Source organism: Paenibacillus sp. FSL R7-0163 (genome assembly GCF_037969975.1).
Taxonomy (GTDB): Bacteria; Bacillota; Bacilli; order Paenibacillales; family Paenibacillaceae; genus Paenibacillus_AQ; species Paenibacillus_AQ odorifer.
Window position 1 is genome coordinate 5,464,286 of record NZ_CP150224.1, and the last position, 22,975, is coordinate 5,487,260.

Annotated in this window: 17 protein-coding genes and 1 riboswitch; of the genes, 5 read left to right on the forward strand and 12 right to left on the reverse strand. The window is 47.2% G+C overall.

Translation table 11 applies throughout. The features are described from left to right. Nucleotides 1-17: 17 nt before the first annotated feature. Nucleotides 18-117, reverse strand: a riboswitch (purine riboswitch). Nucleotides 118-319: 202 nt separating this feature from the next. From NST45_RS24000 to NST45_RS24020, 5 genes are all read right to left on the reverse strand, one after another. After that, complete coding sequence (locus NST45_RS24000) at nt 320-784, reverse strand: hypothetical protein (protein ID WP_036679891.1); 465 nt, start codon at nt 782-784, stop codon at nt 320-322. 145 nt (nt 785-929) lie between these two features. Then, on the reverse strand, nt 930-2,468 hold the full coding sequence (gene guaA / locus NST45_RS24005; RefSeq protein ID WP_076101410.1) for a glutamine-hydrolyzing GMP synthase: 1,539 nt from the start codon (nt 2,466-2,468) through the stop codon (nt 930-932). A gap of 162 nt (nt 2,469-2,630) precedes the next feature. After that, entirely contained in the window at nt 2,631-4,967 is a 2,337-nt protein-coding gene (locus NST45_RS24010; RefSeq protein WP_076101408.1) for a transglutaminase domain-containing protein, read from the reverse strand. Continuing rightward, nucleotides 4,936-6,300 (reverse strand): DUF58 domain-containing protein, encoded by a 1,365-nt coding sequence (locus NST45_RS24015; RefSeq protein WP_052096755.1) that lies wholly within the window; start codon nt 6,298-6,300, stop codon nt 4,936-4,938. Before NST45_RS24015 ends, NST45_RS24010 begins: the two co-directional genes overlap by 32 nt. Before the next feature lie 132 nt (nt 6,301-6,432). Beyond that, complete coding sequence (locus NST45_RS24020) at nt 6,433-7,806, reverse strand: polysaccharide deacetylase (protein WP_076215733.1); 1,374 nt, start codon at nt 7,804-7,806, stop codon at nt 6,433-6,435. 107 nt (nt 7,807-7,913) lie between these two features. Between NST45_RS24020 and NST45_RS24025 the strand changes: the two genes are divergently transcribed. Then, nucleotides 7,914-8,582 carry a DedA family protein gene (locus tag NST45_RS24025; RefSeq protein ID WP_036679870.1) on the forward strand — a complete coding sequence of 223 codons (669 nt, stop codon included), beginning with the start codon at nt 7,914-7,916 and terminating at the stop codon, nt 8,580-8,582. On the opposite strand, the gene NST45_RS24030 is transcribed toward NST45_RS24025, so the two are convergent. Then, nucleotides 8,557-9,858 carry an MFS transporter gene (locus tag NST45_RS24030; RefSeq protein WP_339824037.1) on the reverse strand — a complete coding sequence of 434 codons (1,302 nt, stop codon included), beginning with the start codon at nt 9,856-9,858 and terminating at the stop codon, nt 8,557-8,559. The two genes, NST45_RS24025 and NST45_RS24030, sit on opposite strands and share 26 nt — an antisense overlap. Nucleotides 9,859-10,008: 150 nt before the next feature. Here NST45_RS24030 and NST45_RS24035 point away from each other — a divergent pair, with 150 nt between their 5' ends. Further along, on the forward strand, nt 10,009-10,950 hold the full coding sequence (locus tag NST45_RS24035; protein ID WP_036679868.1) for a YafY family protein: 942 nt from the start codon (nt 10,009-10,011) through the stop codon (nt 10,948-10,950). A gap of 95 nt (nt 10,951-11,045) precedes the next feature. Next, complete coding sequence (locus tag NST45_RS24040; RefSeq protein ID WP_051491091.1) at nt 11,046-11,351, forward strand: zinc ribbon domain-containing protein; 306 nt, start codon at nt 11,046-11,048, stop codon at nt 11,349-11,351. 84 nt (nt 11,352-11,435) lie between these two features. Here the strand turns inward: NST45_RS24040 and NST45_RS24045 are convergent, their stop codons facing one another. The 4 genes from NST45_RS24045 to bcp all read right to left on the reverse strand — a co-directional run bounded on the left by NST45_RS24045 (nt 11,436) and on the right by bcp (nt 18,486). Next, nucleotides 11,436-12,947: a DHA2 family efflux MFS transporter permease subunit gene (locus NST45_RS24045; protein WP_036679866.1), complete on the reverse strand. Its 1,512-nt coding sequence runs from the start codon at nt 12,945-12,947 to the stop codon at nt 11,436-11,438. A 5-nt stretch (nt 12,948-12,952) separates the two neighbouring features. Then, the gene (locus NST45_RS24050; RefSeq protein ID WP_036679864.1) at nt 12,953-13,396 is read right to left on the reverse strand and encodes a MarR family transcriptional regulator; all 444 of its coding nucleotides are present in this window, start codon (nt 13,394-13,396) and stop codon (nt 12,953-12,955) included. A 215-nt stretch (nt 13,397-13,611) separates the two neighbouring features. Then, nucleotides 13,612-17,895 carry an acyl-CoA dehydratase activase-related protein gene (locus NST45_RS24055; protein WP_339826238.1) on the reverse strand — a complete coding sequence of 1,428 codons (4,284 nt, stop codon included), beginning with the start codon at nt 17,893-17,895 and terminating at the stop codon, nt 13,612-13,614. Between the two features lie 123 nt (nt 17,896-18,018). Next, a complete protein-coding gene (gene bcp / locus NST45_RS24060) occupies nt 18,019-18,486 on the reverse strand; it encodes a thioredoxin-dependent thiol peroxidase (RefSeq protein ID WP_080742389.1) in 468 nt (155 codons plus the stop codon). 105 nt (nt 18,487-18,591) lie between these two features. On the opposite strand from bcp, the gene NST45_RS24065 reads away from it, so the two are divergent. Beyond that, entirely contained in the window at nt 18,592-19,638 is a 1,047-nt protein-coding gene (locus NST45_RS24065; RefSeq protein ID WP_036679863.1) for an LCP family protein, read from the forward strand. Nucleotides 19,639-19,762: 124 nt separating this feature from the next. Continuing rightward, the gene (locus NST45_RS24070) at nt 19,763-21,079 is read left to right on the forward strand and encodes a glutamate-1-semialdehyde 2,1-aminomutase (protein ID WP_339824039.1); all 1,317 of its coding nucleotides are present in this window, start codon (nt 19,763-19,765) and stop codon (nt 21,077-21,079) included. A 550-nt stretch (nt 21,080-21,629) separates the two neighbouring features. On the opposite strand, the gene NST45_RS24075 is transcribed toward NST45_RS24070, so the two are convergent. Both NST45_RS24075 and def read right to left on the reverse strand, forming a co-directional pair. Continuing rightward, nucleotides 21,630-22,250 carry a hypothetical protein gene (locus NST45_RS24075; protein ID WP_339824041.1) on the reverse strand — a complete coding sequence of 207 codons (621 nt, stop codon included), beginning with the start codon at nt 22,248-22,250 and terminating at the stop codon, nt 21,630-21,632. A gap of 168 nt (nt 22,251-22,418) precedes the next feature. Next, nucleotides 22,419-22,970: a peptide deformylase gene (gene def, locus NST45_RS24080; RefSeq protein ID WP_036679906.1), complete on the reverse strand. Its 552-nt coding sequence runs from the start codon at nt 22,968-22,970 to the stop codon at nt 22,419-22,421. Nucleotides 22,971-22,975: the final 5 nt, after the last annotated feature.

A 22,975-nucleotide genomic window follows, 5' to 3' on the forward strand; every position in this document is an offset into this window, starting at 1 on the left:
TTCAGGCTAATACGGGTTGCTCAGCTCTTCTTAATCGTAGCCAGGTCATTACGGTGACCTCGTAGAAACTTCCAGGCCTATTCCCGGAAATATACGAAAGAATTATGTTGTTGTGCTTTATCATTTTAGGGGGACATCACATAAGTTGTCAATGAAAAAAGCGAACATTTTCGACTTTATTTTTTCTATTGTTCGTAATTCATACATTTTTATCTTTAACTCCAACCCCAAAATCCATTAAATCATGCAGCTTATTAACTATCAAAAGCCTTATTAAATGGGTATTTTTCCCTATAAAACAGTTTCAACATGCCCTAGCTTATTGGTCTTTGGAATACTGATAGCTATGCCAAGAATTAGCAAAATGCCCTATAGCTAAACAAATCACTGCAATACCTAACCAAAAAGATCTGCCCCATATAGCCGCAAATCCAAATGCACAAACAGGGAGAACTGCCATGGGAATCGGAAGAAACAATAATGGAGCCCATAATAATCTGAATTGCTGTCCCTTAACCATATAACGAATCCATAAACCGTAATAAATCGTGATAAACACAAAGATAAGTCCAGCCCAGATCCCGAATTCTACATTTTCGAAGTTATCCTTTGAAATCACAAGAATGGCTATACACCCCAACTGCCCTACTCTCTCCAAAAGGGTATAGACGATACCGGCATCTTTTAAACCGCTGGGAACATGATCGGGCGGAAACTTAATCATCAGTAAACTTGGGGCAAGAATAACCATAGCTATTAGTGTTCCAATAAGTGAGAATCCCATTCTACTGGCTCCTGTAAGTTTATTTTTTCCAGTTTATCACATTCTCTATAGTTGCTATATAGGGTCCGTCACAAGCTTCACGGTTAATAAAAAAACCTGCAGTCCCTTAATAAATAAGGAGCTGCAGGTTTCTTATTGCTATATGCTATTCCCACTCAATCGTTGCAGGTGGTTTCGAAGTAATGTCATACACTACACGGTTTACGTTCTCAACTTCGTTGACAATACGTACAGAGATTTTTTCAAGAACATCCCATGGGATACGTGCCCAGTCAGCGGTCATGCCATCGATGGAAGTTACTGCGCGGACACCTACTGTGTAGGAATACGTACGAGCATCACCCATAACTCCGACACTCTTCATGTTAGGAAGTGCAGTGAAGTATTGCCAAATTTCACGGTCTAATCCTGCTTTAGCAATTTCTTCTTGCAGAATGTAGTCAGAATCACGAACGATGGTAAGCTTGTCCTCTGTTACTTCACCCAAGACACGAATAGCAAGACCTGGACCTGGGAAAGGCTGACGCCATACGATCGCACGTGGCATGCCCAGCTCTTCACCGAGTTTACGAACTTCATCCTTAAACAAGGTGTTTAGCGGCTCGATCAAGCTGAATTTCATATCTTCTGGCAGACCGCCCACATTGTGGTGGGATTTAATGGTTTGCGCTGTAGCTGTTCCACTCTCAACGATATCCGTATAAAGCGTACCTTGTGCAAGGAATGAAAAATCTCCGAGCTTAGCTGACTCTTCGTCGAAGCAGTAGATAAACTCGTTACCAATGATTTTACGTTTTTGCTCAGGGTCTTCAACACCTGCAAGTTTGCTCATGAAGCGTTCGCGTGCATCGATTTTCACTACATGAATATCGAATTTGCCTACGAAAGTCTCCATAACGCTTTCTGCTTCACCTTTACGCAAAAGGCCGTGGTCAATAAACATACAAGTCAATTGATCTCCGATTGCACGGTGGATAAGCATAGCCACAACGGAAGAATCCACTCCGCCACTAAGAGCGCAGAGTACTTTTTTATCTCCGACTTGATTGCGAATATCTTGAACGGCTTCATCGATAAACGATTCCATTGTCCATTTGCCGTCGCAACCACAAACTTGGTATAAGAAGTTCGAGATCATCTCGTTACCTTGAACGGAGTGACGTACTTCTGGGTGGAATTGCACAGCGAACAGTTTGCGCTCAGCGTTGCTCATTGCTGCAATTGGAGCACTTTCTGTACCTGCATCCAGCTTGAAGCCTGTTGGAAGCTCAACTACATGGTCACCATGGCTCATCCATACAGTCTGGCGGTTCTCCAATCCTGCAACTAAAGCAGTTCCTTCTGCAAAGTCAACATCAGCTTTACCATATTCCCGTTTAGCTGAACGTTCTACTTTACCATCAAGCTGATGAGCCATCAGCTGCATACCATAACAAATACCGAAGATCGGCACTCCTAGATCATAAATAGCCGGATCTACGTGTGGAGCATCTTCAGCGTATACACTGCTAGGTCCGCCAGAGAAGACAATTCCTTTAGGCGAAAGTGCTTTAATCTTGTCAACTGGCGTATTGTACGGCAAAAGTTCGCTGTATACTCCCAGATCCCGAATTCTGCGCGCGATAAGTTGGTTGTATTGTCCCCCAAAATCGAGAACGACGATAATTTCATTTGGCTTGTTCATTACGTGCCTCCCTTGATTATTGGATTCATTATACTCATGGTTAATTCTCATCGTCAAGGAAAGGAGGACACGCCTCTCATAATCAGAGAGTGATAAAACTTCATGCAGAACCTTCCTTGCTATGGCATAAATTAGATAGCGGATCTAAGCGTTCTTGGCCGTTCATGTTAAACGGAAGGTAATGAGCAGACATTCGCGGATAAACGCGGTCGCATCAGAAGCCGCAGGTTCGCCGCCAAGGCCGGGAGCGGATTTTACGGAATTGTCGCGGGCAGAGATCACGGCTGTGGAGGCCGAAGCTGGCGCGTACGCCAGGGTCTCCCACTGGCGGACGAACTGCCGGACGGCCACGTCTAGTCCGGCATCGTAAATCCGCAGGGAGTCCACATACTCCCTGCCAGTAACGCCGGGCGGCGGCGGTCCAAACCGCTCCGCCAGCCCGTGCCAAGCCAGAGAGGCCGCGCGCAGCTGCCTCTCACGGCTCAAGCTGCTGCCGCGACGCGCGGCCAGCAGCAGAGCCAGGCTGCGCCGCCAGCGCCAAGCGGCGGCGGGAAGCAGCGCCGCGGCCGCGAGCGGCGCTGAAAAGCCGCCCGCCAGCGGCAGGACGGGCAGTTCCGCGCTGCGCGTTGCTTGCGGCGCGAGCGCCGCTGCCGCAGGCCGTGCCGGCGCGGGGAAGCCAGCCGCAAGCGCAGGCCCCGGCGTCGGATCGAAAGGAACCCAACCTGCGCCGGCAAAATAAACCTCTACCCAGGCATGCGCATCCCCTTGGGTGACTAAATACTTCGCCGGCATGGCTTCCTCCTGCTGGGTTCCAGGTCCGTACCCTTGAACATACCGCGCTGGAATGCCTGTGCTTCGCAGCAATACGGTCATCGCTGTTGCAAAATGCACACAATAACCTTGCTTGGTCTCAAACAGGAAATGATCCACAAAATCAGCGCCAGCTGGCGGAACCATGGTATCCAGCGTGTAAGAATACCCGTTTTGCAAATAATCCCGAATGGCGGTTGCGGAGTCATATCGGTTATCCGAGGAAGCTGTGAGCTTCTCTGCCAGAGCTTTCACTCGCTCAGGTAATAAATCAGGCAGCTGCAAATATTTGTTCTTTATTTCTTGAGGATCAGCATCACCCAACCCGCGCAGCAGTACTGGATTACTCTCGGGAAGTATAGAATCAACTCTATACTCAGTGATCCGAGTTGAACCCGCCGAATCTGGCAGACGAAAGGTATCCCTGTCCTTATTCGCCAGAACATAACCAAGCTGGCTGCCATTAGATAGTTGAACTGTCTCAACATCCGTTATGGTGCCCGCATTGAATACAGGAATTCCTCCGGAAGAAGGGCTGGCAAATTGTATCCGCTGTTGTAAAGTCCGTCCACCATTAGTAGTAGTTACCGTCGCCGGAATCTGAGGCAGGCTGGACAAGTTAAGCGGAGTAAATTCCTCACCACCTCTGATCCAACGGCGTCCGTCATAATAGGCAATGCTCTCCCCGCGCCAATAGGTACGCAGGCTGGTCAATGCTGTGAAGACTGGCTCGGTATTGCGTGACAATGGAGCACCCAGTTCTCCATCATTTGTACTATACCCTGTTGTTCCTGCAGGTATAGCCTCATTATCTTCCGGCATATGGCCCGAAGCCCATTCCTGCAGCTTTTCAAAGGTTGACTGGAGTGTAGTTTGGTTAGGCGGTCGTACTTCATATACCTGCCCACCGAACCATGCTGTCATCATTACGAATATGGCAGCCGCTAATGCCAAAACTCCCCATCGGGCATACGGCAGGTGAATGCTGCCCACCCGTTCCCGCAGACGGAGCAAACCACTCATTGCTTGCATCCATACAATAAGCCCCACTGATATTACAACATCCGTTGTCGTATTAACGCCAAAGCCAATATCCAGAACCAATAGATAAATGAGGGTCACCGCTGTAAACAGCAGCGTGCTTCCTCTGAAAAGTGCAAGCTGCTGCACCGAAGATACCAGCAGCCCCCAGCCAACAATCAAAATCAAAAGTCTGCTGATCTCGCTAAGCTGAGAAACATGCCCTGAAAAGAGCAAAATCAGATCATTTGGAATTTCTACTGCATAAATGCCCAACCATCCTGTCCCTACGCTCTCACTGCATAGATATAGCCAAGCCGTGCCGATCATCAAACATTGGATACTTAGCAATAGCCATCCGGGAATCTGAAGGATTCCCCACATCAACAGCACGGCAGCAGAAATCATCAGAATCTGCAGCAATCTAGCAGTATCTTCCAATGAAGTCGTTCTATATAAAGGGAGCAGCCATTCTAAAAACAGCCCCAAAATAGCCAAAGAGAACAGCATGCGATAATACAGAGGTATCTTTCTCTGTTTACCGGCATGACTGCTCTCTAGTTTTTCCAAATGGAGCTGCTTTGGTTCCTTCCCACTTTGCCCATTCATAGAGAAGCTTGTGTCACCCGGTATCCGCTTACCGTAGCGTTGGTTTTCCGGATGATTCATGGTACTCTACCTCCCTGAGCCTGTAAGCTGGCAATGCATCATCCAGACAAAACATCCGTGCTCCCAGACGACCCAGACTATCCCCAACCGTTCCCCGCACAGGCTGGCGGATCTCCTGCAGCGTTACCTCCGCAGGCACCGGAGCTGGCTGATCCCAAGCATAATAGAGCTCAACTTTTACACCTTGCACTAAGAATTTAGCGATAACCTTAGCGGATTGTTCCTCTAATCTTCCGGTCACTATAGCAACGGTCATTCCCGGAATCCAGCCTCTAGAAGCATCCTCCAACAGCTCGGACAGGGTTCTTGTTCCATTCGGAGAAATATCAGTTAGAATATCCAGCACTCTCCCTGGGATTTTGCCCAGTCCTTCATGCCTAGCCATTCCTTCTGGCCAGCCTCCGCTGAATAACTGGACATAAGCACCTGACTGCTCAGCAAAGAGCATCAGCCCCATCGCCGTTGACACCGCCTTCTCAAATACCGGTGGCTGCTCTTCCCGACTGCCACGAGGTGTAAGTGCATTGGCTGGAATCTCATAGCTTTTTGGATCATTAGCCAACACGATACAGCTCATTTTTGCCTTTTCACGCTCTGGAACTTTGCTCTGCAGATTCCCTAGCCGGGCACTGTTCTTCCAATGGATTCGGCTAAGTGGATCACCGGGCTCATATTCCCGCGATTCCATGGTCTCATCATTGCTGCTTCTTCCCCTTCTGGAATAGAGCGAATCACCGCTAATAAAGCCGCTGTCCGGGACTGCTCCGCCATAATATAGGGGGGCTGGCAGCACTTTAATGCTATGCTCTTCAGCAGGCTCAGATCGGCCTGTGAACCAGCCGGGCAAATCTCCCCAGGTTACTCTACAGCCCTGCAAATGATGATGTCCGCGTGGCATATTCTCAAGAATGTAGGTGTATTCAAAAGAGCGTCTGAATCCCGGAAACAGTAGCTTGTGATGTCCTCTGTCCCCCCAAAAATCAGCGATAGTCAGCCATGGCAGTGGAAGCCGGGCAGAGAAATTCACCCGCACCTTCACAAGCAGTGTATTTCCAGCTATCGGTCTTACAGGAGTGATTGTACGTTCAATCTTTATCGCCCGTGGACCTGAAAGTTGAACGATAAGTCCGCCAACCATGATAACGCCTACAGCGATCAGCAGAAATAAGAGTGATGCGCCTCCGCGCCATGCATATAAAACACCTATAATTCCAGCCACAGTCAGCACCCGCAACCATTCAGCCAATGCACTACGGCTACGCGGATAGGAGAAGCTTCTAACTCTTTCAGTCTTGTTATTTAATTTGTGCTCTACTTTTTTTGAAGAGGACAATGGAACGAACACCCTTCCTTTGGGTCTAGACTTGTTCCCAGCTGAGGAACTTATTACTATCTATTCTTCCCATGAAAAAGGGTGCCCAGACATTGTTTTTTTCTTTTAGAAAAACTGCCCGAGCGCTAAATCTCAGAAGGCTATTACCCGGCGCTCACCTTCCGTCACGCTTATATTTAAAGGAGGGTGATCGGCTGTCTCCAGCAGCTCACGCAGCGATACCCAGATAGAACCGCCAATCATCTCCACACTGGCACCGTTTATCTTTTGAACATGATCAGGAAGATTTAAAAGGAGTTCCTTGTTCGCCACATCCGCGATGATATCTTTGCCGTTCCAGGCAATCCTTCCACTGCGACTGCCCGCATCCCAGCTAATCTGCCCCCCCAGCCGTTCGATCACAGCGCGAAGTGGCACCATATATTTTCCTTTTTGCAGAGTATATTCACCTGGCGCCAGCTTCGTCTCCAGCTTTCCAACCTCCAGCACCAAAGGTTTGCCGGGCGCAAACAGCTCTGCATTCGGTAGGATATTCGAGGTGATCCAAGCTTCCGAAGGTTTCACTCTGCCCAAGCTATTGGCTTTTGAGGAGACTCTGAATTGTACAGGCTCCACCGTCTCATCTAAAAGGCCAAAGCTGTATCCAGCAGCCTTATAACGCGCAATAATATCAGGCAGTGCTTTAACACTCTCCTGATGGCCGCCGCCATCATGCAGCAGCAGAATAACCCGAGAGGACTTCAGATCCGCGGTTGACTCTTTTAAGATTTCTGACGCAGGTACCCCTTTGCGTTTGGAATCCCCGCTGTCCACCGTCCAATCCGTAACGATATAACCGGCTTGCTTCAACAAATTGAAGTAGGTATTATCAAAGTGATCAAAGGTTCCGCCCGGGGCGCGGATAAGTTGTGGGCGAACCCCTGTAATGCCCCGAATAATTTCTTCGGTCTTTTTAATCTGGCTCCAAAATTCAGTGAATCCACTATATAAATCATGGTAATTATGATTATAGGTATGATTGCCAATAGCATGTCCTTGTTCCCATATGGCATTAATTAGCTCTGGATGGCTTTTCGCTTGATTACCAAGGACAAAAAAGGTCGCCTTCACACCTTGCTGCTGTAAAATTTCAAGAACGTTGAAGGTATTGTCACTCGGCCCGTCGTCAAATGTAATATAGACTGTTTTTGAAGCTTTCTTTGCGGCTGTGATTGCCGAATATGTTGTTGACACCTTGGATACTTGTGCCGTACTGGAATTCAATTTAACTTCTGGAGAAGCAGTCACAATGGACTCTGCTTTAGGAGGCAATTCTTGCATCGCCACTAACGGGAGATTATTCTTAACAGAGACAGACTCCGCACTTGCGGACTGTAATGAACGATTCATCCAAGAATCTACACTCTCCCCTGCGTTCCATCCCAGCATTACGATGACGATTACAACCATAACAAGCAATCCGCGTATGAAGTTTCGGCGGCCGTGAGTGTTTTTGTTACCTTTCATCTTCTCTACCTCCAGCATTCTATTGGCTCAAAAGCCATTTGGTAGATTGTATGAAGACAAGCTTCAAAATAGAATAAGGCAACTGCCCCTTGGAGAGTGAGAATCTTATGGAAATGCTGAACTTTATACAAGAATTATTCAGCAAATATGGATATAGCGTATTGTTTTTTGGATTGCTGCTCGAATTCGTTGCCTTGCCGTTTCCCGGAGAAACTACCATGGCTTTTGCAGGTTTCCTTTCCTATACGGGAAGACTTGATTTCATAACGCTGATTCTAGTGGCGTTTGCAGGGACCACCGCCGGGATGACCCTCACCTATTTTGTCGGATTAAAAGCCGGAATGCCCTTCATCCAGCGATACGGCAAGTGGTTGCTGTTCTCCCCTGCCAAGCTAGATAAAACGCAAAAATGGTTCGAGAAATACGGCAGTATCCTTATTTCCATCGGATATTTTATTCCAGGCGTTCGTCACTTCACCGGCTATTTTGCTGGTATAGTTGCGCTGCCCTTCCGTAAATTCGCCCTCTACGCTTATAGTGGAGCATTATTCTGGGTAGTGCTGTTTCTTGGCATAGGACGGGTATTTGGTCCGCAGTGGATGGGTATTTTCCATTTATTCGAGTTATATGCACTATGGATTATCTCCGGCTGTGTAGCTATAGCTGCCCTTGTAATCCTGTATCGCTACCGCAAAAAGATAAGCATCCGCCTGTTCCCGCGCAAAGCTGCCATAAAGCTACAGACTCAGGTCAAAAAAACTTCCAAGGGACGGTGAAGCCACCGCCCTTTTTAAGTACGTTTTTTCTTGCTGCGTACCCCCGATATCCTGCAAGCAAAAGCGCAACTGCGGCAAATCCCGCTCCCCCAACAAACCCTACCATTCTTGGCTCCACCCCTTCTAATAGCCACCCGGCGAACAGCATAGATAACCCCAGCAGCGTATTTCCTACTGCAGACAGAAGTCCAAACACAAAGGGCTGTATAGCAGATGGCGTTTTCCGCATAACAAGCGTATCCAGACAGGCATTCCCCGTCCCCCCGGCAAATGACAGCAGAATGTATAACATTAATGCTGCCGCAAAATGATTGCTGACACTGATGCCCATCAATAATACACCTTCGAGCAAAAGCCCTCCGATGGCTACAATCAGCAGTCCCTTTTTTAAATAACGTGAGATAAAAAAACTAAGGCTAAGACCGACGCCAAGCGCCGCATAAAATGCCCCTACTCCAATATCGCCCGTGTGAAATACCTGTATCGCATATACACTGATCAGTACATTATCCAGACCATTTAACAACGGCACCAACAGCTCATAACCGAAAATGACCTGCAGCGTTAGGCTCCCGCCAATTACCATTCCCAGAGCACGCAGCCGACCGTATTTTGCTTCTTCAGCAGATTTTTCTAAGTCCCCCTCAGGAGAATATGTAGCCTTCTTAGCCACCGTCGCCATTTCCGTATGTTGTGGAAAATCGATACCGTAAATTAACATCGCTGCGATTAAAAAAGACACTGCATTCATAATGAACGCTGCCTCCGGACCAAACCACATCGACACCACCCCTCCACTGAACGCCCCAAGGATCAGCACGCAGCCGCTCATTAACTGCTCTAGTCCGTTGACGGTCAGCAGAGAATCTTTGGTGACGAGCAAAGGGATAGTGGACTTACGAACAGGGCTGTAAATGGCTTCGCCCGCTGCCAGCAAAAAACTTGCCATATATAACAACCACAGGTTCTCCTCCCCATCCACCCATAAAAAGGCTAAGGCTACTGGGACCCTCAGCATATCTGTAGCTATCATGATATATTTGCGTGGAATTTTGCTGCTAAGTATGCCTCCAAGCGGGGCCAGAAATAAATAAGGAAGCAGTCTCACACCTAACGAAATCCCCACCGCCATGCCTGATCCCGTCAACTGCAGAACCAGCGCCAGTACTGCAACGCTAGTAAAACGATCACCAATTCCATTGATCAAGCCGGCTGTGAACAATCGTGAATATCCCTTGTGACTCCTAAACATCGCAACAGCTGAGTGATTATTCATTAAATAAACCTCATTTCATCTATTTATACATATATCTAATTAGATATTAATCGAATCATTTATTTATGACAATGCTTTATTTTCAAGGATTTGCTAAGATGAAATACAGCATTACTTCACGGAAATCTCCGGGAAAGAAGGAATTGTCTTTTGAAAATAGATCGATTGCTCTCTATCGTTATCCTGCTAATGAACCGCCGCCTAATTCAGGCGAAGGAGCTAGCCGATATGTTCGAGGTATCTGTGCGCACGATTTATCGTGATATTGAAAGCATTAATGGAGCCGGAATTCCTATCGTCACCTATCAGGGAGCTAACGGTGGGATCGGGCTTATGGAAGGATACCGGCTGGACCGCAATGTCTTGACGGATCGTGAGCTAGCGGATATTTTCACGGCTCTGCAGAGCGTCTCGTCTTATGGAGGAAATGAACATACGCTGCTCATGGAAAAGATCAGCAGCGTAATCCCGCCCTCCCAATCCGCCGCCTTCCGCAGCAAAACGACTCAGCTCATCATCGACTTCTCCCCATGGGGTCTTCAACGTATTTTGGAAGAGAAGCTTGCCACTCTAAAAGAAGCACTTGAGGAAAGCGTGACCGTAAACTTTGATTATGTAGATGCTGCGGGTCAGACAAGCCAGCGTTCGGTAGAGCCCTATACTTTAGTGCTGAAGGGGCAAGCCTGGTACTTATATGGATTTTGTCTGAATCGTCAGGATTTCCGTCTATTTAAGCTGTTGCGCATGAAAGAGCTCGTTAAGAATACCCAAGTTTTTATTGCAAAAGATGTAGATGCAAGCGAGCTGCCTTGGAGCAACGAGTATCAGAGATCAACCGTAACAACAGCAACACCCATCGTTTTGCAGTTTAAGGCTGAAAGCAAACATCTAGCGGAAGAGCGGTTTGATTCTACCGAGCTACTGCCCGACGGTAATGGAGGTTACAAGGTTACCATCAACTATCCTGAGGATGGATGGCTATATGGTTTCCTGCTAAGCTTCGGGATGCATGTAGAGGTCTTAGAGCCACCGCATATTCGGCAAAAGCTGGGGCAGCTTGCAGCAGGCATAGCAGCAAAATATACAACCTAACAATAAACCTGACGGAATGCCGTCAGGTTTATTGTTCTATACTGAACTTAAAGCGGGCGCTCGAGAGCTTGCATACCTTTAAAGGAGTGTTAAATATGGGACATGAACATGTAGAGCAAGGAGATCTTAAAATTTGTCAAAGCTGTGGGATGCCAATGCCTACGGCGGAATTGCTTGGAACGGACCAGGATGGCAACAAGATCGAAGATTACTGCGTGTACTGCTATGAGAATGGTGCATTCAAACAGCCTAACATCACGTTGCAAGAAATGGCTGACATTTGTACAGGCTATATGGTCGAAGAAGGAATGGACGAGAATGTTGCCCGTAAACTTCTCGCGGAGCAGCTGCCACATTTGAAACGCTGGAGCGATCCTGCAGCTGTGTCTCCAGCTAACTAATAGCAGCACAACAAAAAGAAGCGCCCTAGGAACCATAACGGTTCGTAGGACGCTCCTTTTTCCATTCTTTTTTAGCCCAGTTTTTTATTGATTGTCCTGCTGTGGCTGCACTTCCTCCGTCTTCAGGAAGTCTGGCTGCGGTGAAGTCTTTTTAATAAAGAAAGCCAATACCAAAGCAATTACAGTGATCCAGGTAGCAATGTTAAAGGCATGCGTAACCCCGCTAATTGTAGCCTCTTGCGTAAGCTTAAGCATGGCTGCTTTATCGTTTAACGAAACCGTTCCGCTCATAAGCGTATCAGTGATTGTGCTCTTCGTCTTATTGGTCATTAGACTGACGAACAACGCCATTCCCAGCGCGCCCCCGACCGTCCGCAACGTATTCGACATTGCTGTACCATGCGAGCTTAAACGCTGTGGCAGCTGGTTAAGTCCAGCCGTTACAATCGGCATCGATAACATCGACATGCCTAACATCCGAACCGTGTAAGTAATAATCATATGCGTATACGTCGTACTGTCTGTAAGCTGGCTGAATTGCCAAGTCGTAATTACTGTAATAATCAGGCCTACCACAGACAGCCATCTTGCCCCGATTTTATCAAATATAATCCCCGTGATTGGAGACATAATTCCCATTAGAATGGCTCCCGGCAAAAGCATAAGACCGGACTCCATTGGCGTAAAGCCACGGATCGTCTGCAAATAAATCGGCAGCAAAATCATACCCGAATATAAAGCCATCGTAATGATGATATTGATTAATGTCGTGAGTGAATACATATTGTATCTGAAAATCCGGAACTCAAGCAGTGGTGTCTCAGCCTTGAGCTCTCTCCATACGAATAAAGCCAGTGCAATCACACCCACAATGAGGCAGGTAATGACTGTTGCACTTCCCCAACCATCGGTTCCAGCATCACTGAAGCCGTACAACAATCCCCCAAAACCAATTGTAGACAGGATAACACCCGTTTTATCCAGTTTCGGAGAAGTTGTTTGCCCTACGTTTTGCATTGTTTTCATACCTAGCAAGGTAGAAAGAATGGCCAGCGGAAGAACGATAAAGAACAATACACGCCAAGAATAGTTCTGAACTACCCAGCCTGACAACGTTGGACCAACAGCTGGAGCAAAAATCATGGCTACCGCCATTAGCCCCATCGCTTTCCCCCGCTCTTCAATTGGGAAGATGCGAAGAAACACAATATTCATTAACGGCATCAAAATCCCTGCGCCAACCGCCTGAATGACTCTGCCGACCATGATCATTTCAAAGCCTGTTCCGATTCCACAGACAAGTGTACCTAACGAAAAAAGTGACATCGCGGTGATGAATAGCTGGCGGGTCGTAAACTTTTCCACCAGAAATGCACTAATCGGTATCAGCACACCGTTCACGAGCATAAATCCCGTTGTTAGCCACTGTGCCGTATTCGTAGCGATTTTTAGATCGTCCATTATGCTCGGCAATGCCACATTAAGAAGTGTTTGGTTCAAAAGTGCGACAAACGCACCTATTAAGAGCGCTGCAATAATCGGTCCTCTACGTATTCCCTTAGTTGCCGCTGCAGCGTTACCTGTAATTGTACTCATAAATTCTATTTGTCTCTCCCCTGCTCTAAGATCTGAATGATTTCGTTATGAATCCTAAGTAATTCACCTGCATCCTTGGCAGGTATATTGGATAGTGGAAGTAAGTGTCTTCTGAGCGATTGCTTACTTCTTTCCCTGATCTCTCTGCCCTTTTCAGTAATCGCCAAGTTGTATATACGCCGATCTACCTCAGAGCGCTGTCTTGTGATCAAATCGGCTTTCACCATCCGGTCCACTACGCCGCTCGCTGCACTGTTCCCCAAATGTAATAGCTCGGCAAGATCTGTAATGCCAATATCGGGATTTGCAGATATTTTGCGGAGAACCATTAACTGTGTTGGTGTGATGTCCAGCTCTTCGGCATCCTTCCACAGCAACTGCTGGAATGCATGGCTAATCCGGCGAAAAGAGGAGAAAATATCATCTAATTGCTGCTCCTTATCTTCCAAATCTTCACCTCCAAAGAATTAATTAGTTAGATCATCTAATAGTTCGCATGCGTACTATTTTACACCTTAACTAAATTTCGGTCAATAATTTGCTGTAACTTTCTGAAAGGTAATTTTATATTGCAGGAAAAACATGAAAATCATACATAAGTGCACAAAGCATAAAAAAGCGAACCAAGGTAGATCCTTGGTCCGCTTTTTCGTCTGAACAATGCTCAGGTTAAGCTGTATGAACTTTCAGGTAAAGTCTGCTGCTGAGGCTTATCCGGCAGTTTTAAATTAGATGGCTTAGTCTCTTCCTGGCTGCTGGCAATTGACATCATCAGCTTGATCCGATTCGCTTGGTTGACTACGCTGACTCCAGCATCATAGTCAATCGCCACGATATTTGCACCCGGATATAATTCCTTAAGACCTTTAATCATCCCACGCCCGGTGATATGGTTGGGCAGGCACGCGAACGGTTGAATACAGGCGATGTTGTTCACTCCATTATCCAACAAATCCATCATTTCTGCGGTTAAAAACCAGCCCTCACCCATCTGATTTCCTACGGACACCAGTCGGCTGGCCTTCTCGGCAAGACCATAAATATTCTCCCGTCCTTTAGCTAACCCCGCATCCTCAAGGGCAACCTTAATCGGCTTACGGTAAATTTCCAGATAAGAGATCAGCATGGGATTGATATAGCCGAGCCGTTTGCTTTTGCCGAATTGCTCAGCTTTGTAGATCGGATTATATACACAATAGAAAATGAAATCCAGGAAGTCCGGCATTACCGCCTCCCCGCCCTCTGCCTCGATCATCTCTATAATGCGGTTATTGGCATCCGGATGGAATTTGATCAGGATCTCACCGACAATGCCCACTCTTGGTTTAGCAATACCCGTAACGGGCAGCTTGCAGAACTCTGCAACAATCTCACGAATCAGGCGTTTGTATTCTCGGAATGAAAAGTTGGATAAGCTTGCCTTGCAACGCTCCATCCCTTTGCGGAATAGAACTTCCGCACTTCCTGGAACAACCTCATGCGGCCTAAAGTGATTTAACATCCGCATCATAAGATCACCATAACAAGCGGCAGCTATCAACCGATTCGCCAGCTTAAGACTGATGCGGAAACCCGGCTGATTCTCCATCCCCGAAGCATTGAGTGAAATCACCGGAATTTGTTCAAGGTCTGAATCCTTTAAGGCTTTGCGGAGCAAAGAAATATAATTCGTAGCCCGGCAGCCGCCACCCGTTTGTGACATAATCACAGCAGTACGATCCGGATCATATTCCCCACTCTTCAGCGCCGACAGAATCTGGCCAATCGTCACAATTGCCGGATAACACGCATCATTATTAACATATCTCAGACCTTCTTCTGTCTCTTCGGGTCCGGTAGTTTCAAGTATCTTCAGACGGTACCCGGCATCGCGAAAAACCTGCTCAAACAATTCAAAATGAATAGGCGACATCTGTGGTGCAAGGATGGTATAGGTCTCTTTCATTTCCTTCGTAAATAACACATTAGCCTGCACTTTTGGCGGCTTTTGCGGCACTACCTTACCTTTTTCACGCTCACGCATTGCCGCCAGCAATGAACGAAGCCGAATGCGCGCTGCACCAAGATTGCTGATCTCATCGATTTTGATCAATGTATATACCTTGTTATGTCTTTCCATAATATCCTGTACGGCATCACAAGTGATCGCATCGATCCCACAGCCGAAGGAAGTCAATTGAACAAGCTCCAGATCCGAGCGGACTGCAGCAAGGCGGGCTGCACGGTACATCCGGGCATGGTAGGTCCACTGATTCACAACAGCCACATCCCCTTCGCTGTGGTCCAGATGGCAGACAGAATCTTCTGTCAGCACGGCGAGTCCCATCCCGGTTATCATATCCGCTATTCCGTGATTAATCTCAGGATCGGCATGATAAGGGTGCCCGCAGAGCAGGATTCCTTTGGTTCCAGTATCAGCTAGATACACAAGGGTCTCCTCACCTTTAGTACGCACATCACTTTTGGCGTTATCAGCCTCAGTAAGTCCCGCCTGCACCGCGGACGTAATCTCATCTCGCGGAATGCTGGTAAATGTCTTCACCAGTCCTTTTGTCAGCGCAGAAATATCATCAAAGGTCAGGAATGGACTGACAAGCTTGATTCCATTGTCCTTTAACCCATCCATATTGTTGCGAATGACTTCGGGGTACGAGGCGACCACTGGACAATTGAAGTGATTATCCGCGGCTTCATCTTCTTTTTTCTCATACACCACCGCTGGATAAAAAATAAAATCGACACCTTTACCGATCAGGCTTTGCACATGTCCATGTGCCATCTTCGCAGGATAACATATCGATTCTGAAGGAATTGTATCCATTCCGCTTTCGAAAAGCTTCTTGCTGGATTTAGGGGAGAGAATCACCCGATAGCCAAGTTTGGTGAAAAAGGTGTGCCAGAACGGGTAATTCTCAAACATATTCATGGTACGCGGAATCCCGACGGTCCCCCGCCATGCCCCTGTTTCCGGTAAACTCTCGTACTCAAAAAACCGTTCATATTTATACTGCATCAGATTCGGCAGGACATTTTTCTCTTTTTTGACTCCTGCGCCACGTTCGCAGCGATTGCCGGTCACATAAAAGCTCTTATCCGGAAAACGACTGATCGTCAGCGCACAGTTATTCCCACAGCGGCCACAGCGGCCTGAAGAAACCTCATATTTAAAGCTGGCAAGCTCCTCTGGTCCAAGCAGCGTACTGGATCCGTTAACCCCGGCTTGCTCACGCGCAATCAGTGCACAGCCGTAAGCCCCCATTACGCCAGCTATATCCGGTCTAACCACCGTCCGCCCCGTCAAGGACTCAAAGGCGCGCAATACAGCTTCATTATAGAAGGTACCGCCCTGAACGATGATATTTCGCCCTAAGTCCTCCGGATTGCGGATTTTAATTACCTTTTGCAGAGCATTCTTGATCACAGAGTAGGCAAGACCCGCCGATAAATCCGCTAATGACGCGCCCTCCTTCTGAACCTGCTTAACCTTAGAGTTCATAAATACCGTGCAGCGCGAGCCCAAATTAACAGGCTGAGTCGCTTCGAGTGCAGTCTTAGCAAATTCCTCGATGCCAAGTCCCAGGGCAGAGGCAAAGCTCTCCAGAAAAGAGCCACACCCCGCTGAACAGGCTTCATTGAGCATAAGGCTGTCGATAGCACCGCCACGGATCTTAATGCACTTCATGTCCTGACCACCGATATCCAGTATGAAATCTACTTCTGGCATGAACTTGGAAGCTGCCTTGTAGTGTGCAACAGTCTCTACTTCTCCGCCATCCGTCCGCAGAGCGGCCTTGATTAACCCCTCACCGTACCCTGTCACATATGAGCCTGCAATGTGGCAGCCTTCAGGCAGAACCCGGTAGATCTCCTTCAGTGCATCGCTGACCGAATGCAGCGGGTTGCCTTTGTTGCTGCCATAAAAGGTATAGAGAATTTCGTCAGCGGAACCGGTTAACACGAGTTTAGTTGTAGTTGAGCCGGCATCAATCCCTAGATAACAGGGTCCACGATATAAGGCTAAATCTGATCTCGCTGCAGAGGCTTTGCCGTGACGAAGCCGAAATTCTGCAAGCTCGGCGGCATTCTCAAAAAGCGGCGGTAATTCAGCATCCGCAGCTCGATCCGCAGTAAAATCAACTGCCGCAATTCGCGTGATCCAGCTTGAAAGTGGCAATACGACTGGATCAGCATCGGAGAGTGCAGCTCCAATCGCCACGAAATACTGTGAGCGTTCCGGGAACAGGATATCCTCCTCCGCCAGCTCCAGCGTTTCCGCAAAACGCTGCCGCAAGGCAGGCAGGAAGGTCAGCGGGCCGCCAAGAAAAGCCACCCGTCCTCGAATCGGACGTCCACAAGCAAGACCGCTAATCGTCTGATTAACGATACTCTGGAAGATCGAGGCCGCCACATCCTCCCGGCGTGCTCCTTCATTAAGCATCGGCTGCACATCGCTTTTGGCAAATACACCACAGCGTGAAGCTATGGGATAGATTCGCTCATGCTTCTCTGCCAAAACATTTAAGCCTGCCGGATCGGTCTGCAGCAGCGCTGCCATCTGATCGATGAACGCTCCCGTTCCGCCCGCGCAGGCTGTATTCATACGCTGCTCAATGCCGCCCCGAAGATATATTATCTTAGCGTCCTCTCCACCCAGTTCAATCGCCGTGTCACATTCCGGAATCAGCGCACTGATCGCCTTCGTGCAGGCTATCACCTCCTGAATAAAGGGAACTCCACCTAATTTGGATAAAGACAAACCCGAGGAACCGCTTACAGTAAGCCTAGCTCCCCTCTCTGGGAATCTGTCGCGTACATCAGACAGAAGAGAGAGGGCCGCTTTTTTAATATCGCTATAATGTCTTACATAGTCTTGATAAACAATGATGTCCCGCTCTATGACAACTAATTTAGCAGTAGTTGATCCGATATCAAGCCCAATATGCAGCATTATCACTCCACCACCTCTTCTTGCTCCAAATTTGAAGCAATTATGAGGAAACTATATCATGACAACACCTTATATAAGCTGTTAAAAATGTAATAGACATCTATAAAAAGTAATTAGTAAAATTTATGATTCGCTTATTCCTGCTATCGTGTTTGCGACATGCCCTTTTACCCGTACCTTCCGCCATTCTTCCACTAATATCCCCTGCTCATCAATCAGAAAAGTAGATCGCACAATCCCCATAAACTCTTTGCCGTAAAGTTTCTTAAGCTGCCATACGCCGAACATTTCACTTACCTTATGATCCTCATCAGACAGCAGTGGAAAGGGCAGACTATGCTTCTCTGTAAATTTAGCGTGCGATGTCAAAGAGTCCGGACTAATGCCCAGAACAACCGCACCCACCGCCGTGATTTGATCAAAAGCGTCACGGAATTCGCAGGCCTCCTGCGTGCAGGCTGGTGTCATATTTTTAGGATAAAAATATAAGATGACCTTTCGGCCCAAGTAATCACTCAAACTAACCTCATGCCCATTGGAAGAGGGAAGGGTGAAATTGGGTACTTTTTGTCCAATAGCTACTTCGTTCAAGATAGATCCACTCCTTCTTAAGATTGGGGAATTATTCCTAAATTGCACGTATCCCCAAAAGAAATTATAATGTAGTCAACGTGAATGCGAAAGGAAGAACGAGAAATGCCACCTAGAAAGAAAAGGCACGCAAAGACTGGTAAGTCAAAAAAGAAACCGCTGCTTTGGACGTTGGCCATTATACTCCTCCTTATTATCGGTGGGGCCATTTTCTACATTACAACCATTTACAATGAGCTTGGTAGCATGTCGAATACTGAAGATTCACCTTTTCAAAATGCAGAGACCGTTGATGTTGACACCCCTGAGCCTCCTAAATGGGAAGGTACAGAGCCGGTCAATATCCTATTAATGGGTGTGGATGCCCGAGGTGTGAAGAAAGGGGAAATCCCCCGTTCAGATACAATGCTCGTCGCTTCTCTTGACCCTGTGAAGAAGAAAATCAGTGTATTTTCAATACTGAGAGATACGTACGTTCCGATTCCGGATCATGGCGAGAAGCGTATTAATACAGCGATTATTTATGGACCTAATACTGCGATGCAGACCGTCAGCGATCTGCTCGGTATCCCAATTCAATATTATGTCTACACGGACTTCCAAGGATTCATCAAGCTGGTTGATGCCGTTGGGGGTGTGGATTATGAAGTCGAAAAAGATATGGTCTACAAAACCGTTGCAGACGGTCCGGAATATGATATTGATCTGAAAAAAGGATACCAGCATCTTGACGGCAACATGGCGCTACAATATGTTCGCTTTCGGCATGACGCTACCTCCGATTTCACTCGAACCGAGCGCCAACGCGGTTTTCTCAAGGCTGTGGCTGATAAGCTGATCAGCACCACCTCCATCGTCAAGCTGCCAAATATCCTGTCGCAGGTTACGCCTTATATTGAAACCAATATGTCAGTTAATGATATGTGGAAGCTGGCAAGCGTAGGGTATAATAGCAGTATGGGTGGCAGCGAGCAAATTCCGCCAATGGATCTGCTCACCGAGGAAACTACAAGTGACGGATCACAGGTTATTGGAATTCGTAGCGAAAAGAAGCTAAAAGAATTTATACAGGATACCCTAAATGGTCCTGAGCCAACACCAACCCCTACATCGGAGAACACCTCCAATAGCAGTTCTGGCGGGACCAATTAAGGGCCTGACAAGCAAAGTTCACATGTACACAAAGCAGTGACTTGGTATAATACGGGCGGACAACGGAAAACACCGTTGTTCGCCCGTTCCCTTGAGCACCAACAATCGAAAGGATGATCACATTATGAATCGTTCCACATCTGAACAACTTTATCACGAAGCCCTCCAGCATATCGTTGGAGGTGTAAATAGCCCTTCCCGCTCCTTCAAAGCCGTTGGCGGCGGAGCACCCGTATTTATGAAACGCGCCAGTGGATCTCACTTCTGGGATGAAGACGGCAATGAATATATCGATTATCTCCAAGCCTATGGACCGATCATTACCGGCCATGCCCACCCTCATATTACCAAAGCAATTACTACAGCAGCAGAAAATGGTGTTCTTTACGGAACCCCAACCCAGCTCGAAATCAAACTTGCTAAAATGCTAAAAGAAGCCATTCCATCTATGGATAAAGTACGTTTCGTCAATTCCGGAACCGAAGCGGTTATGACAACGATTCGTGTAGCCCGTGCCTATACAAAACGCAGCAAAATCGTAAAATTCGCCGGCTGTTACCACGGCCACTCCGATCTGGTGCTCGTAGCAGCAGGATCCGGACCTTCTACACTTGGCATTCCAGACAGTGCCGGTGTTCCAAGCAGTATCGCCCAGGAAGTAATCACCGTTCCTTTTAATGATCTGGACAGCCTGAAAGAGGCGCTGGAGAAATGGGGCGAAGATGTCGCAGCTGTTATGGTTGAACCGATTGTAGGAAATTTCGGCATGGTGATGCCTAAGCCTGGTTTCCTCGAAGGACTTTGCAAGCTGGCTCACGATAATGGCTCCCTTGTTATTTATGACGAAGTCATTACTGCCTTCCGCTTCCACTATGGTTCTACACAAACCTATGCAGGGCTGGATAACCATGAGGACATCACTCCTGACCTTACTGCACTTGGCAAAATCATCGGTGGCGGCCTGCCTATCGGCGCTTACGGCGGCCGCAAGCATATTATGGAACAGGTAGCTCCACTTGGACCGGCATATCAAGCCGGCACAATGGCAGGCAATCCTGCGTCTATCTCTGCAGGGATTGCTTGTTTAGAGGTTCTGAGTGCAGAGGGTGTATATGAAGAAATGGATCGGCTAGCAATCCGCCTCGCCGATGGACTTCAAGCATCTGCAGACCGTCATGGCATTCCACTGACAATCAACCGCATCCGTGGTTCGTTCTCCACTCATTTCTGTAATCATCCGGTTACGAATTATGACGAGGCTCAGGATTCAGACGGCGAATTGTTCGCCAGCTTCTTCCGGCATATGCTGAACCGTGGCATTAACCTTGCCCCTTCGAAATACGAAGCTTGGTTCCTGACCACAGCACATACTGATGCAGATATTGATGCTACACTTGTCGCAGCTGAAGAATCCTTCCGCGCTATGGCGGCTGAGAAATAAGAATGGATTATGAAACGCAGTACTCTATAAGCTGAATAACAGCTGCATAGATCAAGGCGTTGTCCCATATAACCGCAGAAGTTAACAGAGCAGCGATTCTCCTTTATTGGAGGATCGCTGCTCTGCATTTATACTCATCCACGGTCTGCATCTGAAGCTTGTGGAACGCTTAATCCAGCCGATCTCAAGCGTCAATTTCTCTATGCTACGTAACAGGTATCGCCGGACCTTCTCTGTGTTAAGTACAAGGGTTAGGGAGCTTCGATAGATAATTAGGGAAATTGCACCTTAAATTCAGGGATTTCTGGTCATTAAACTAATAATTGGGGAAATCCTCCCTATAATTTAGCTAATTTAGTGGAAAATAAAGAACTTACCCCGTTTTTTAGGGAGAAAATCCCTAATTCTGTTCATTTACAGAGAATATAGGTTATTTTCAGGGAGTTTTTCCCTAATAACTCTGTAGCTCACACCGCAAAAAGCTCAAATACACTTTATCTACGGATTTCATCCGCTAACAGCGTTTAGAAGTCCAAATATTCTACTGCTCTCATGTAAAATCCACCTGCTTGTCCAATGTAATCTCAGTCATTAATGGTCTTAACATTTGCTCGCTCCCGGGTACCAGCCAAAACTCTACACCCTCCAGATGCTCCGGCAGCGTTGGGGCGACCAAGAATTGCATTTGTGTATGCGCTCCACCTCCATGACCACCATGCGGCTGCACTTCATATTCATTCTCACCCGCCACTTCAAGCGTTAAAGCCGTTCGAAGATGGATATGTCCTACAGCTTCTTTTAAATATTTGATTTCCACAGTAACTATGCTGAAGGCTTCATACTGCATAGCATGCGTAAGTATATATTCACATTCTTCAACGACCGTCCGCTTCACAATCGGAAGCACTCCCAGCAATAAACCAGGCTCTTCCCAATATTGTCTTCTGGGTACAGTTTCATTCATAAGGTGCAAATGCTGCACAATCTGAGTAGTATTCATCTCGAATCTAGTTGCCCATTCCTCAAGTAGCTTACTATCAGGGGATAATCGTTTCTTGCCTGTTATAGCTTTACGTTCCTGAATCAGACTCAAAATCTGCTCATCAATCTTTTTAACCTCATCATTGTATTCGTTGGCGAATCCTCTAATTGGCATTCTGCTCCAGTTCATTTAACGCCCTCCTCTTATTACTAATTTAAATCCATTAATTGTAAGGGTACATCCTTCCGATTGATTTGTAAAATATTTGAAATATCATAATCTTGCCGATAGGTAAAAAAAAGCGACCATCAGCTTTACGCTGTAAGGTCGCCCGCTTTTTAATTCAGAGTTACTCTCCTACTCATATAAGTTCCGGATCTCCACGCCCTGAGGCAGCTTAAACGGGTTCTCCTTGTTAATTCGGTCATAGAACATAATCCCATCGAGATGGTCTATTTCATGCTGGATGATGATAGCTTGGTAGCCCTTAAATTTAAGGACAACCTCCTTGCCCTCCAGATCATAACCCTTCACCTTCACGGTTTCATACCGAGGTACAAAGCCATGCACGGGACGATCAACGGACAGACAGCCCTCGCTTTCTGGTAAGTACACCATAGACAAGGAGTGGCTTATGATCTTAGGGTTAACCCAAGCATGCTCTACAGCCCGCCCTCTCTCGTCTGTAAGATACATCGCGAACATACGCTTCTCCAGTCCGATTTGATTCGCCGACAGACCTACGCCAGAGCGCAGCTTATATTCTTCGGAAATCTCCGGGTCCTGACTGTTCTTCAGAAATTGAAGCATACATTGCAAAGCCTCACGATCTTCCGCCTGTAATGGAAGCTCTACTGGTTGTGCTACGGTACGAAGTACGGGATGACCCTCCCGCACTATATCATCCATGGTGA